11 protein-coding genes are annotated in these 15,408 nt (G+C 30.7%); 6 read left to right on the top strand and 5 right to left on the bottom strand.

Annotated features, from left to right (window positions below; all coding sequences use genetic code 11):
• The first annotated feature begins 7 nt into the window (after positions 1-7).
• The 4 genes from EYW44_RS01835 (at position 8) to EYW44_RS01820 (ending at position 8,430) form a co-directional block, all read left to right on the top strand.
• Complete coding sequence (locus tag EYW44_RS01835) at positions 8-1,012, top strand: cyclic GMP-AMP synthase DncV-like nucleotidyltransferase (protein ID WP_132721811.1); 1,005 nt, start codon at positions 8-10, stop codon at positions 1,010-1,012.
• A complete protein-coding gene (locus EYW44_RS01830) occupies positions 1,002-1,643 on the top strand; it encodes a hypothetical protein (protein ID WP_132721809.1) in 642 nt (213 codons plus the stop codon). The genes EYW44_RS01835 and EYW44_RS01830 overlap by 11 nt, the downstream gene beginning before the upstream one ends.
• 12 nt (positions 1,644-1,655) lie before the next feature.
• On the top strand, positions 1,656-4,886 hold the full coding sequence (locus EYW44_RS01825) for a hypothetical protein (protein WP_132721807.1): 3,231 nt from the start codon (positions 1,656-1,658) through the stop codon (positions 4,884-4,886).
• Positions 4,887-7,668: 2,782 nt separating this feature from the next.
• On the top strand, positions 7,669-8,430 hold the full coding sequence (locus tag EYW44_RS01820) for a DUF6261 family protein (RefSeq protein WP_132721805.1): 762 nt from the start codon (positions 7,669-7,671) through the stop codon (positions 8,428-8,430).
• 56 nt (positions 8,431-8,486) lie between these two features.
• Here the strand turns inward: EYW44_RS01820 and EYW44_RS01815 are convergent, their stop codons facing one another.
• From EYW44_RS01815 to EYW44_RS01795, 5 genes are all read right to left on the bottom strand, one after another.
• Positions 8,487-9,938: a nicotinate phosphoribosyltransferase gene (locus EYW44_RS01815; RefSeq protein ID WP_132721803.1), complete on the bottom strand. Its 1,452-nt coding sequence runs from the start codon at positions 9,936-9,938 to the stop codon at positions 8,487-8,489.
• A complete protein-coding gene (locus EYW44_RS01810) occupies positions 9,935-11,008 on the bottom strand; it encodes an adenylosuccinate synthetase (RefSeq protein WP_132721801.1) in 1,074 nt (357 codons plus the stop codon). Before EYW44_RS01810 ends, EYW44_RS01815 begins: the two co-directional genes overlap by 4 nt.
• Positions 11,009-11,050: 42 nt before the next feature.
• Positions 11,051-11,917: a hypothetical protein gene (locus EYW44_RS01805; RefSeq protein WP_243643589.1), complete on the bottom strand. Its 867-nt coding sequence runs from the start codon at positions 11,915-11,917 to the stop codon at positions 11,051-11,053.
• A 2-nt stretch (positions 11,918-11,919) separates the two neighbouring features.
• Positions 11,920-12,255, bottom strand: a complete 336-nt coding sequence (locus tag EYW44_RS01800) for a hypothetical protein (RefSeq protein ID WP_132721799.1) — start codon at positions 12,253-12,255, stop codon at positions 11,920-11,922.
• 272 nt (positions 12,256-12,527) lie between these two features.
• Positions 12,528-13,352, bottom strand: coding sequence for a TIGR02452 family protein (locus EYW44_RS01795; RefSeq protein ID WP_132721797.1), 825 nt, complete (start codon positions 13,350-13,352; stop codon positions 12,528-12,530).
• A gap of 240 nt (positions 13,353-13,592) precedes the next feature.
• Between EYW44_RS01795 and EYW44_RS01790 the strand changes: the two genes are divergently transcribed.
• Positions 13,593-14,219, top strand: coding sequence for a hypothetical protein (locus tag EYW44_RS01790; protein ID WP_132721795.1), 627 nt, complete (start codon positions 13,593-13,595; stop codon positions 14,217-14,219).
• A gap of 25 nt (positions 14,220-14,244) precedes the next feature.
• Positions 14,245-15,399: an AAA family ATPase gene (locus tag EYW44_RS01785; RefSeq protein ID WP_132721793.1), complete on the top strand. Its 1,155-nt coding sequence runs from the start codon at positions 14,245-14,247 to the stop codon at positions 15,397-15,399.
• Positions 15,400-15,408: the final 9 nt, after the last annotated feature.

Here is a 15,408-nt window from a genome sequence, read left to right as displayed (position 1 = left end):
ACCATATATGGCAACATTACACAAAGAATACAATACATTTTACAATACTATAAAACTTACCGACAATAGAAAAGACGGTTTATTAGGTAGTAGAAAAGCAATCAGAAAAAAAGTAAAAGATTGGTTTAAAGAACATAAATCTGATAGGTTACAACCTACTTTTAAAGGACAAGGTTCTTTTGAAATGGACACTACTGTAAACCCTATTGTTGTAAAAGATGAAAACGGAAACGAATTGCGTGCATACGATTTAGACGATGGTATTTATTTTAAAGAAAAAGAAAATGAAAACAATAGAGAAAATATAGCTACTTGGCACAATTGGGTATACGAAGCTGTAAAAAACCATACCAATACAAAAGACCCTATTAGAAAAAATACTTGTGTACGAGTGGTTTTTGCTAATGGACATCACATTGATTTACCTATTTATTACAAAGATGGAGACACACCGGAACTTGCACATCGATCAAAAGATTGGATAGATAGTGATCCTGTTGCATTTACCGATTGGTTTATCAAAAAATCAAACAAACAAATGAAACGTTTGGTACGTTATATAAAAGCCTGGAAAGATTACAGACAGCAAAAAAACACACATTTAAAACTGCCATCGGGGTTTGCATTAACTATTTTAATTGTAAACAATTATGTTTCAGACGACGATGATAGCACTGCTTTTAGAGAAACCGTCAGAAACATATACAACACACTTACTTCATACAATGGTTTTAAATGTTTACGCCCTACGGTACCTGTAAACGATGATGTTTTTGCAGAGTATTCTGATAGCAGAAGAGAAAACTTTTTAACAACCTTATACAGCTTAGTTAACGATTGCGATCGTGCAAACGATGAAACTAATTTTAAAAAAGCTTCTGAGTATTTAAGAGATTATCAGTTTGGAGATCGTTTTCCGAAAGGAAATGATACTGATGAAAATGCACAAAAAAAGTCAATGTCAGATGAATTAAAAACAGCTTACATACCTCCAAAACCTTATGGATATTAAATCACAAATAACTAAAGTATTACAACACTATCCTGAATTGCATTTTAATCAACAGAAAAATACACTTGAAGGTACTCTAGAAATTGATACCAATGATTTTTACACCCTTTTAATTGATTTAACCCCTTGGAACAAGCACTTTCCAAGGGTATATGAACTAGGTGAACGTATTCCTAATAGCATAGATAGACATGTATATGAAGCTGGAAACTGTTGTTTTACCACTCCTCGATTGGAAGAAATTTTACTAAAAACTAAAATAAAAACCATAGCTCAGTTTATGCAGCACATACTAATTCCGTATTTACAAAATAACTCGTATTACGAATTGCATAAACACTATATAAATGGTGAGTTTTCACATAGTAACAGTACACAAGAAACCTATCAAACACTACTTGATACAACAGACAATGTATTGATTTTAAAAGTACTTTTTGAATACATAAAAGGTAACAAATTAAGTCATAAAGACCGTTGCTACTGTGGTAGTGGTAAAACATTACGAAAGTGTGCTAATGGTAATCACAAACGTGGGTATGATATGTTACAATACATTGATATCATACATTTAAAAAAAGATGTTTTAATTCTGAATAATGAACTAGAAGAAATACTAAAAGCACACTAATTACTAAAAATTATGACACGAAAACCTTCTATGAAAGTAAATCAAAAAAGATCGGTACCTGCTATTTTTAAAAACGGAGAACTTGCTGTGTTTTATAATTTAGCCTATAATAGAACAAGTAATTTTATAAATACCATTCAGAAAAAAGATAACGCACATCAATTTAAAGAAATTAGACACCTCTTTTTTCCATTACATTATGGTACAGAAACTCAAAAGGAGAAAATAGATTTTGAAGATTTAAAGAAACCCATTCATGGATTAACCAATCGTACTTACTCTGAATTAAAAGTATTCTTATGGAATGCTGTCAAAGGAAAAAACATACGCTTTGTTACTCCTGAAGAAATTACAGAAATCAACCATATATTACTATTGTTATTGCGTTTACGCGATTACCATTCACATTATTGGCACGAAGAATCGGCTATTTATCCTACAAAAGAAGCAAGAATCGTACTAGATCGTACCTTTAACATTGCCTTACGAAGTTATCAACCTCAAATTAATTTTGCTATTGACGTTACCCCACTTAAAAATTGTTGGAATGTTAAAGATGAAAGAAAGCTAAGTAATATGGGCATCAACTTTTTTTTAAGTTTTTTCTTAACTCGTGGTCAAATGGAGTTGTTTATGAAATCACGTCAATATTTAAATCGTGGTGGATATAAAAATCCACCTACAAACAATAGCAAATACCTGTTTGATGATTATGGGAAACAACGAAAAAATACAGATGGAACTCTACGAAGCGCTGATGATGTTTTAGATTTAGAAAAAAGTAGATTTATTGCCTCTTTTTATGCACAACGTGATGCTTCTGAAAGTGCGGCATATTGGTTAGGTAAATTAACTTTAAATAATAATGATATTATTCAATACCACTTGTTACAAACCACTAACTATTTAGAATCGTTACCTTCATATTTGTACAACGAACTTAGTGATACTAAAAAACTAACCAATGTACAACGTATTGCCAAACGTCCTACCGAATTATTAGCTGCCTCTATAGCACATAGTATTCAAAACGAACCCAATTTGGCTTGGCGCATACGTTCTGATGAATATGTACAGAAAAAAGTAGCACATAATGAAAAACAAGAAGACGAATTACAAAAAATACCTGAAGCGTACTATACTACACAACCTACTTATGTAACAAAATTAGGTACTACCCATGTAACCGCTTCACGTTTAAATCATACCACAGGTAACTCCACTCCTACCGAAATACAAACAACTAACGAGCTATACACTACCAATCAAGATCAAATAATGATTCGATTACAAGTAACCTCAAATACTTATATGCATTTTACTATCGGACATCAAAATCTTAAACATTGGGGTGCTTTGGCTTGTAGTAATAGATTAAATGATAGTGTAACGGCTTTAAAAGCGTTTGCTAAAGATTTCACCAATTGGTTACAATGTTTAACAAAACCAACACATAAAAAAGCTTTTTTTATCAATAACAGCTATTTACAACATTTTAATGGTGAAAAAAATACCGACGGTACTTATAAACACCAATCATTATTACCTAAAATTTTATTACAACTACAACAACCTACACTCTCTAATAAAAAAGCTATGGAAGTGTTACGCAAACGAATTCAACAAAAAATAGAACGTATCACAAATCCGGCTAATAAAAATCATTTTGCTAATTTGGTAACTACTTATAATAAAGGAGAAAACTGTACTGGTTATTTTGAAAAAAAAGAACAAGAAAAACTACTGAAACAAATTAACACCATACAAAATCGCATTTTAGCAAAAAAAGCAAATGAAAAAGATCATTTAAAAAAACAAGAACTACAACGCTTATTAAAAAGAAAAAACAATCAAACCATCCGACATAAAAAAATGCAACTCATGTATGCATCTATTCAATGGTTGTTAGGTAAAAAAGGCAAATTTACATCGGCAACCGCTAAAAAACAGTTTGCTAAATACTGTTACCTGTTAGATGTACAGGCATGGAAAGAGGAAAATAAGTATTTAATTACCGATTGGTTAAATGTTGCGTGTAAAGCCAAACAAAACCTTAAAAATCATGAAAACAACTTATTTGAACCTTATCAAAAAGAAGTACAACAAGCTTTATTAGAAGCCATATCTTTTGATAATTGTTTTAAGCAACTAACAAAATTAGTCCTACAAAAATATAAAGATGAACTAAAGAAGTTACCTACTTATGACAAGTATGAAAACTTAATTGGTTTGGCACGACAATTAGATATTTCCAATCCTTCCAACTCCATCAATAAAAGCGATGAATACTTTCATAATGAACACGCCAACCGTAAAGCTGAAATTTTAGCTCCGTTTTACACCTATAATAAAAACACCAATACCTATAATGCGTATCTTAAATTACCGCACGATTTCTTTTTAATTGCTCCAGAAACTAGAGGTGCTTTAAAACATCGTTTTAAAAAATTGGAAGAATTTACAACTACTAGTTCCAAAATTAAAAGCAAATGGCAATCGTTAGAAAGCAACACCAAGTATCAAACCTATTTTGCCGATTTTAAAGAAACTATTACACAGCTAAAAGTTGCAAAAAGTAATTCATTAACCTCTTCTAACAGCACTACCTTACAAACTATTGAAAAATTGAAAGACCAACGTAAAAAAGTACAACAATGGTATGACGATTTGTATACCGACACCATACTAACTTTACTACAAGAACAGTTATTAAAAAAGAGCAATCAATCTTCTTTACAGTTACCAAAAGAAAAACTATTGACTCTTTCTCATAAAAAAGGAGAAGTTTCTATTAAACACGATGGTATTACCATTAGCTTTCCTGTAAAACGATTAAAAAGTCATGATTTTTATACCATGAACAGAATTAAATCAATTGTAGGTCGATTAAAAAAAGAACATCCAACTAAAGACACATATACCTATCAAGAAATAAAAACCGCCATGCAACAGCATTGGAAAGAGAGTATTGAATTTGTTTCACGATTATTGACCTTTGAAAAAAACTATAAAAAAGAGTTTACTAATAAAAATGATATTTCACTTGCCAACATGGGATATGTTAGTTTTGAAGATTTTAAAAACGAACTAGGTAATAATTTTAGCACTTTAAAAGAAATACGCAACAAAGCTTTACATGCTGATATTTTACCCCCAAATAAATCATATAAAGAGTTAATTAAAACCATTCCTAGGATTAAAAAACCGTATAAAAAACACTCAAAGTCGTTTTATAAACGTTAGTTCCTCAATCCTATAAAACAAATAAAACACTGATAAATAGCAAAATAAAATTAAAAACCCTTAGTTACGTTGTGACTTACATCTGTTTGGAATGTATTTACAGCGAGTATGATGTTTTCTTGACTTACAAACTGGTTGTGACTTACATCTGTTTGGAATGTATTTACAGCTCTAATTTAAATTCGATAAATTTCTTTGATGTTGTGACTTACATCTGTTTGGAATGTATTTACAGCATAATCAATTAGGAATTGTCAATTATGAATTACGAATAAAACACGTCTTTGCGAGCGGAACGTAGTTAAGCGAAGTAATCTGCTTATTGTTAGATGTAAATAATATTTTTAACTAGCAATAAACAGACTACTTCGTGCCTCGTAGTGACGATAAATTTTCAGTTGTCAGGGATCAATAAACAACGATCAATTTTGATAACTGTTAACCGATAATGGTTAATTGAAACAGTTGTGACTTACTTCTGTTTGGAATGTATTCACAGCCCTATATTAGAATTAATATCAGTATCTAATGTTTTGACTTACATCTGTTTGGAATGTATTCACAGCTAGAAACTCTAAGGTCTTTACTCCTATTGCGTTGTGACTTACATCTGTTTGTAATGTATTTACAGCTAATGAATTCTTTTAGTTATCTAAGTTCTTGTTGTGACTTACATCTGTTTGGAATGTATTCATAGCATAATCAATTAGGAATTGTTAATTACGAATTACTAATAAAATAAGTCTTTGCGAGCGGAACGTAGTTAAGCGAAGCAATCTGTTTATTATTAGATGTAAATAATATTTTATTCAGTTGTCAGTGATCAATAAACAATGATCAACTTTGATAACTGTTAACCGATAATTGTTAATTGTAATAGTTGTGACTAACATCTGGTTGTAATGTATTCACAGCATTGTTCCAGCTGTATTTAATTTAGAATATGTTGTGACTTACATCTCTTTGTAATGTATTCACAGCATAATCAATTAGGAATTGTCAATTATGAATTACGAATAAAACACGTCTTTGCGAGCGGAACGTAGTTAAGCGAAGCAATCTGCTTATTGTTAGATGTAAATAATATTTTTAACTAGCAATAAACAGACTACTTCGTGCCTCGTAGTGACGATAAATTTTTAGTTGTCTGCGATCAATAAACAATGATCAACTTTGATAACTGTTAACCGATAATTGTTAATTGTAATAGTTGTGACTTATATCGTTTGTAATGTATTCGCAGCATGATCAATTAGGAATTGTCAATTATGAATTACTAATAAAACACGTCTTTGCGAGCGGAACGCAGTAAAGCGAAGCAATCTGTTTATTGTTAGATGTAAATAATATTTTTAACTAGCAATAAACAGACTACTTCGTGCCTCGTAGTGACAATAAATTTTCAGTTGTCAGTGATCTATAAACAATGATCAATTTTGATAACTGTTTACCGATAATTGTTAATTGTAATAGTTGTGACTTACATCTGTTTGTAATGTATTCACAGCACACCATAAGCAAACATAGGTAAACATAAGGTTGTGACTTACATCAGTTTGTAATGTATTCACAACTGCTTGAGTTGTTGGCTATCCATACCTGATGTTGTGACTTACATCTGTTTGGAATGTATTCACAGCATAATCAATTAGGAATTGTTAATTATTAATTACGAATAAAACACATCTTTACGAGCGGAACATAGTTAAGCGAAGTAATCTGCTTATTGTTAGATGTGAACAATATTTTTAACTAGCAATAAACAGACTACTTCGTGCCTCGTAGTGACAATAAATTTTCAGTTGTCAGTGATCTATAAACAATGATCAATTTTGATAACTGTTTACCGATAATTGTTAATTGTAATAGTTGTGACTTACATCTGTTTGGAATGTATTCACAGCATAAAATTTGATCGTTTGTCGTCATATGTTGTTGTGACTTACATCTGTTTGAAATGTATTCACAGCTTATTCAGTTATCAGGGATCAATAAATAATGATCAATTTTTGATAACTGTTAACCGATAATTGTTAATTGTAATAGTTGTGACTTACACCTGTTTGGAATGTATTCACAGCATAATCAATTAGGAATTGTCAATTATGAATTACTAATAAAACACGTCTTTGCGAGCGGAACGCAGTAAAGCGAAGCAATCTGTTTATTGTTAGATGTAAATAATATTTTTAACTAGCAATAAACAGACTACTTCGTGCCTCGTAGTGACGATAAATTTTCAATTATCAGGGATCAATAAACAATGATCAATTTTTGATAACTGTTTACCGATAATTGTTAATTGAAATAGTTGTGACTTACATCTGTTTGTTATGTATTCACAACATATTTTTCAATAATTCATTACTGCTTTAAGCTTTTGTCAACCCAACAATCGCCAATACATTACTGCTTTAAGCTTTTGTCACACCAACAATCACCAATACATTACTGTTTTAAGCTTTTGTCAACCCAACAATTGCCAATACATTACTGTTTTAAGCTTTTGTCAACCCAACAATTGCCAATACATTACTGTTTCAAGCTTTTGTCACACTAACAATCGCCAATACATTACTGTTTTAAGCTTTTGTCACACTAACAATCGCCAATACATTACTGTTTTAAGCTTTTTAATTTTTCACCTTATAATCAACTACTAAACTTTTGTTAAAAACTAAACCACAGTTAAATAGATTGAAAAATTATAGTAATTTAGAAACAGCTATGAAAGTATTTACTTTCAAAAAATTGTTTTTTAATCTTATAAAAATTTAAGTCTATGATAGCAGCGAATTTACGACGCTATAAGAATATTGAGTTTATTCAATATTTAAGTCAGGTAATTGAAACCGTTAGTAAGCAAGATATAGATGCTTTACTATTAACAGAACCTTTTAATGAAGTGAATTTATTAGTTACCAAATTAAAAGGAGCTTATAAACAAACACAAGGAAGTTCTGTAACTCCAGAAATTCAAGAACTAGATAACAAAAGAGATAAAGCCATTAGAGGGTTTAGAATGTTAGTGAATGCTTACACTACTTTTGAAAATGATGCCATAGCTATTGCAGCTACCAAACTATTAGGTGTTATTGATAAGCATGGTACTAATATTGCTCGTAGAAATTACAATGAACAAACAGGAATTATTGATACTATTATTAAAGATATAGCTAATAGTGTAGAATTAACAGAAACTGTTGTTTCTTTAAATGCTACTGAATGGATAGGTAACTTAAATAAAACTAATCTTGATTTTAACAATAAGTATTTAGAGCGAATTGATGAGTTGGTAGCTAGAGATAATATTGATTTTTTAGAACTACGTACCGATGCTATAAAAGCTTATAAAAATTTAGTTGATCATATTTCTGCTCACACTATATTAAGTGAAAATGAAGCTTACAGTGTTTTAAGCGAAAAAATTGATAGTTTATCTGAATATTATAATAGAGTTGTAGACAATAGGTCTAATGTATCTGTTAATGATGATACTTCTGATACTACCAATGAAGAAAACACTTTGGTAGATAATGCTTAATTGTTTAAACTTCACCATAAAAAAAGGCGCTACAAAATTATGTAGCGCCTTTTGATTTATGATCTTATTCGTTTTCTAATTTCTAATAAACTATCTTCAACTAACAATTTACCATCTCTAAAAACCTCTCTAAGCTCTCCTTGTTTTTCTTCTTCCCAAGAAACCTGATCTATTAATTTATAAGTTCCGTTTTCTTTTTCAATTTTTATTAACCCTTTTGCTGATTTTTTAGTTCCATCATCAGTAATCGGATCTTTAAAAATTTCTCTTCCCTCACCTGCTACTTCTCCATAGGTTGCTTTCATAGCAAAACCAAAAGTATCTCTGGTATTATATTGATAGGTAAACGAACCAATACCTAATACCACATTGGTAGATGCATATCCTTTTTTCTTTAAACGCTCACAAATTTGAGTTGCTCTGTCTAAAGTAATACTATCACCATAAATAGCTCCAATATGCGCATCTAACTCTTTAAAACCTTTATCATTGGTTGTTCCTCCAAAAATATCCCATAACAGTTCTACAACACCTTTTTGTTCTTCTATAGATTTTCCATTCGGGTTTCCACAGATAATATCAACAGGATCACCACTATCAGGGCGAATCACTACTTTTCCATCTCTAGCTAATACTTCTTCTTTTAAATTAGGCAAATACTCTGTTAATACTTTCCATAAATCCCAAGTATCAGAAACAATAGACACAATTCCGTTCGGATATACCTCTGTGATTAAACGTTTAAAAGTTTCTTCTTCACCACTATTGGTTCCCATACACATTACAGAGTGCTCGGTTGCTGCTACAGATCCACCAATTAATTCAGTATCAGAATTGGCATTGTAATAATTTTCTAAAAAGTCTACTGCCGGAATGGTATCTGTACCTGTAAAACTTAATAAGTGTCCCGATGCAGATAATACCGCTGCTTCTAAACCTGCCATACCACGCATAGAAAAATCGTGACCTTGCCAATCTACAAACTCAGTTATTGAAGAGGTTTCATTTGCATAGGTATCTAATATTTTTCGGTATTGTTTAGCTATAGTTGCCGAGTTACATGGCATCCAAATAGTAGTAGATAATAATGTTTCAAAATAATTTGTCAACCAAAAAAACTCTGGCAATGTATTGTACATTGTAAACATTGGTACTCTAATAGGCACAGAAACTCCTTCTGGTAATGCTTTTATAACCATTGGTAAAAAACCTAAATCGTGTAAAGCTTCAATGTGTGTAACACCTACTTGATTTTCGCCTAAATAGTTATTGATACGTCGTGCATATTTTTTTGATATTTCTTCTTTAGGTTGTTGAAAAAAGTTCGTTGTAAAATCTTCAATAATATATTTTTTAATAAAGTATTGTAATCCAAAGAATACTACTTCATTTACACCTGCTATTCTACTTTTTCTTGGTGTCCAATTAGAATATACTAAAGTGGTATTATCAGGATATTGTCTTCTGTGATCTACTTTGTAACCGTCTGTATATAATAAAGGGTTCATATAGTTAATTTTTTAAAGTTTTTAGATTCAGGGCTGTATGAGCCATAAATTGTATTAAAATTTGTTTGTAACACGTTCATATCAATATTTTCTGATAACTGATCTAAACAAGTTATTACGATGTTATTTTTAGTTGATGGATTGTAAATTTGATCAATACTTTTTGCATATAAAAGTAACTCTAAATTCAGTTTTCCAAATCTTAAATGTTTTTGATATTCATTATATGTGCAAGTTTCTTCTTCATTGTTTATTAGGGTTATTTCTTCTTCATTTAACATCCAACCATTACCATGCCTAGTTACATATGATCTTGATACATAAAATGTTTCTATATCATCAATTTGTAATTTATTACAAATTTCTATGGCATTTTTAGCGGTGGTATTGGCATAAGTTACATTCGGAAAAACCCCGTGATTCATGTCTAACAACACTCCTTGACTTCCTTCAAATATAATGGTTTCATATTGTTTTAAAAATGAATAGTCTTTAATTTTCCAATCTATTGCAGCAACGCTTTGTAAAAAATACGATACTTCATTTTGAAGATCTTCGCTATCAGATATTCCGTAATAATTTGCAATACTTTTCAATCGTTCAATTAACAATGGTTTTGGTGCCACTAAATCAATTGCATATAATTTATACGGACCTTCATTTCTTTTCATTGTTGCTCCTATTCCTTTTCCACAACTACCATGCGATAAATTTTTAACATTGTTTCTATTATGCCAAACATCAAAAGGAGTGGTCACTTTTGCTAACGGATGTATGTATAATGTTGTATTTCCATTCTTTTTTTCTAGTTCTTTTTGTTCGTTATATAAAAATGACGGATAAATAGTACAGTGCTCGCTAAAATATGAAGGTAAGCCTCGTAATGCTCCGCTACAAAAACTAGAGTGTACATGTTTTTTTCCTTCGTACATTACCGTGTGTGCTGCTTGTTGCCCACCAGAAAAACGAACGACCATTGCTTCTGGATATTCATTACATAAAAAATCGGTGGTAATTCCTTTACCTTCATCTCCAAATCCTAATCCTATAACTATTTTAGCTTTTTTCATTTTTATTTATTTTAAATAACAAGGGGTTGCCCCCTTGCTATGTTATAACATATCTATATCATCAAAATTGATTCCTGAAATGTCTGTGCTATCCGTTTTACTCTCTACAGCTTGGTAATTATCACACACTAATTTTTTAACAACTTCTGGTATGGTTTTATAATCTTCAACAGAGATACAGTTTTGTCCTAACAAATCTTTCCAACCTTTCTCTGCTTTAGTTGCTCTGTATGAATGACATACATTTATATGAAATACTTCATACTTTTTTTGAGCTGCTGCTAATAATTCTGCCTGAGTAAAGGTTTGCTGACCACTGCCCATAATCTCTCTTACTGCCGATGCTGGTAAGGTTTTTAAATTAGGTTCATCACCAATAGTTACCAAAATACCTTTCTGATTTCTTTTTTCATAAGCATCTGTTTTTGTGTGAAAAGCGGCAAAATACCAAGCTAATAAATAACTTTCTCCTCCATTTCCTCCACCACCAGATTCAATATAGGTACGTGTTAACCACATATCTAATTCATCATCACCAGACTCAAACTGTCCAACTTGTAACGGATACGAATCGCACTCGTGATCTCCAATTCCTAAGAATAACAGTGAAGCATCTGGAACACCGTTTTGAATAATTCCTCCCATTAACTTAGGCAAACCGTCTTTGATTAAATCGTGCGGAATATGCCCCATACTTCCAGTAACATCCAATCCTAAAATAATAGGAAACGAATTTGGATGCACTTCTGAATCTCTAGCCTCTCTAAAATTAACTCCATTAGGATTCATTGAATTATGCGCTTTACGCTCTATGTTTTGTTTAAATATTTCATTTACTGACTTACTTGCGTAGCCTTCTTTCATTGCTTTGATAGCTCTTTTGCTAACGTTATATCTTGTCCCTCCCATAATTAATAATTTTTACCAAATAAATATTCGTATCTCTTTTTTGCGATTTCAAATTGAATTTTAAGATTTCTGATTTTTAATGATAGTTCTATGTCTTTCTCTACAAAACTTTCCGGATCAAAATCAGCAAACGTCAAGCTATTTCTATCTAGCGGACTAATATCAATAGCACCTTCTTGTTCTCTTGCAATTCGTTTAATTTTTAATTCTATATCTTCAATTCTTCGTTTATAAATTAACTCCGAATCCTCTCCTATTGTTTTTGCTCTGTCTTCTCTAATTTGATCATTATTTCTTCTCAGCGCATCTACAAATCTTGGTTTTACATCTTTTTCCATTGGTTACATTTTAATTTTATTATCCTAATTTTAGAGAAAAGATCGTTTCACTACTAGAATTTAGGTTTTAGTAAAGAGTATTAAGTATCAAGAAAGCGAGTTTCGAATTCCCCCCTTTTAACCTCTAACAAAATGTGTACTTCTAACATCAATAATTTCTTCTCTCTTTTCTCATTTCTCTTCTCTAAAGACATCTGTTTAGATAAAAGAATAAAGAGTTTTACAATCAAACTTTTCTTAATGATAGTTCTAGAAACTATCCCATTTAGCTATTAAAACTCTTCTCTAAATGCATTCACAAATTTTTCATCTCTCGAATAAATTGCAAACACAATCTTTTTAAATGATGATTCGAATTTGGTTGTAATTACTTCTTTAAACCATTTTGCTACATCATTGGGTTCGTTTCTAAAAACCCCACATCCCCAAGCACCTAATACGATATTATTGTACTTGTTTTTTACAGCAATTTTTAACACTTTTTCTATTCTTCTTTTCATTACTGTTTCAATTTGATCAGCCTCTTTTGGCGAATTTTTTTTCACTGCTCCTGCATTTACTGCTGGTGCTGTAATGATACTTGCTAAAACTGGCTGATCTAATACTTCCCCCTCTTCATTTTTAAAGATGGGAACCTTCGGGCTGTAAATCATGTAATCCGTATATAAGCCAGAGGTTGTGTTACGATTGACCTCATAATACTCGAAGTTATCATTTAAGCATGGTACCAGTGCTGTTGCTCTTGCAATACTTTCCTCTTGTGCCTGACTTCCCCCTAAATAGCCACCTCCAGGATTTTTAGCCGAAGCAAAATTCAAGTACACTACTTCTTCATTCGTCTCTTTAAGTAGATTTTTAACGCTTTCTAGTGTTGTTGCTTCTTCTACTCTTATTTCAGTTTCAATAGCATGATCTTCTTCCTCTTCTTCAAGCAAATCATCTGATTCATTTGGTGTATATAGTTTTGAATTACTGATTGCATAATCTAATAATTCTTGCATTGATATTCTCTCTTTTCTATCGTTGATATAAAATCCTTGTTCTAAAATTTGAACGGTATTTTCTGCTATATTTTTTCTTTGACTTCTATTTTTCATGATGTTTGTTTTAATGTCTGTAATCTTATTTGCGTAATTACAACACAAATATATATCAAGAAAACAAATCCACAAAATTATTTTGTGTTTTTTTTACACAAAGTTGTTTTTTCGAAGCAATCATATCATATAAAAGAGTAATAAACACATTCAATAAGTAACTGATAACAAAAAAATAAACGCTATTTTGATGTTCTAAAAATTAATTTCATCTTTGCATTATAAATTGTTAAAAGAGTTATGCTAATAGATTTTGTAAAAGATTTATTTGAAACAGGAAAAATTAAAGTAGCTAAAGAAATGACAGACTTTAGTGAAAATGATAAAGAAATTGCTTTAGAAATACTATCACGCTATTTTGAAACGTATTCAAAACAATTCCCAAACAGTCATACCCTAAACTTTAATGTAGATACTGCCTTTTGGGCGATAGATTATTTATATAAATTGTGTCAAGTATTACTGTTAAGAGAACTAAGTGATGAGCAAGTTTTAAATTATTTACCAAAATACGCACACAAACAATCTAGAAACGAAGTGTTTTCTGTAGATTTAATTTTTCAGTTTATCCCTGAATTATTTCGAATATCAAAAGAATTATCTCCTGCTGATGTGGTTACTCATGAAATGAAAGAATTGGCTAATACATGGAGCTTTTCTTTGTTTGAAATAGCAGAAAATATGCAGGTTGGCTATATTGAAAACGATTCTGTATTACTAGATGTATTTTGCAATAGAATTATTGAAAAAAATTATACGAAAGCAATTATATCTGAAACCATAAAGAATAATGTGCTAACACACATAGGAAACCATTCTAATTCTTTTTGGAAAGAAATAGAAAGTATTGAAATAAAAAACTATTAATCAAAATATTGATTATACTAAGAATATGAAAAATAATATAGAAGAGAAAATTAATAATTTACACGAAGTTTTAAACCATATAAAAAACACATTTATAGGTAAAGACCATATTATCGATTTATTGGGTATTTGTTTAGTTGCTCAAGAAAACCTTTTCTTGTATGGACCTCCAGGAACTGCAAAAAGTGCTATTGTAAAAGAGCTTTCTAAAACATTAAAAGGAAAAACTTTTGAGTACTTACTAACGAAGTTTACAGAACCTAATGAATTATATGGTCCGTTTGATATTAGAAAATTAAAAGAAGGTGATTTGATTACTAATACAGAAGGAATGTTACCTGAAGCTACGCTTATCTTTTTAGATGAGTTGTTTAATGCTAATAGTGCTATTTTAAATAGTTTATTAATGGTTTTAAACGAAAAAGTTTTTAAACGTGGTAAAGAAACGAAAAAAATACCTGCTTTAATATCAGTTGGAGCCAGTAACAATTTACCTGAAGATGAGGCTTTACAAGCTTTATTTGATCGTTTTTTAATTAGAGTTAAATGTGATAATGTTGCTCCAGATTTACTAGCAAACGTACTAAATGCTGGTTGGAAACTACAACAAAAAGTAGTGAAAGAAATACCAACTATAGAAGTAAGTACAATATTAGATTTACAACAAGAAATGCTTTCAGTAGACCTCTCTCCTATTACCAATCAATATATTGAAATGGTTTCGAGGTTGAGAAATGCTGGTATTTCTGTTTCTGACAGACGTGCTGTAAAACTTCAACGATTGGTTGCAGCTAGTGCATTGCTTTGCAAACGTGATAAAGCTATATTGTCTGATTTATGGATTTTTAAGTATACCTGGGAAAATAATGAACAACGAGAAGTATTAAATAACATTGTTGAATCTATTATTAAAGAGGATACTGAAGAAAATCAACACCCAAGAGCTTTAGAAAATAATATTCCTGATCCTGAGGAGATTTACAAAGATGCTACTGAACTTTTAAATAAATGGAAGAGTAACAACATTACAAGTGCAGATAGAGCTACTATAAAGGACAAATTAAGAAATTTAACCGGACGCTGTGATTGGATTAGCAATACAGAAAAAAGAGAGTTTGTACTAACACCTATAAATGAGTTATGGGAGTTGATTTTGAATAAAAAAGAAATAACTAGTTGATAAAAGGTT

Origin of the sequence: Tenacibaculum sp. M341, assembly GCF_004337695.1 — a bacterium.
Classification (GTDB): Bacteria; Bacteroidota; Bacteroidia; order Flavobacteriales; family Flavobacteriaceae; genus Polaribacter.
This window is presented reverse-complemented; position numbering and strand designations above follow the sequence as displayed.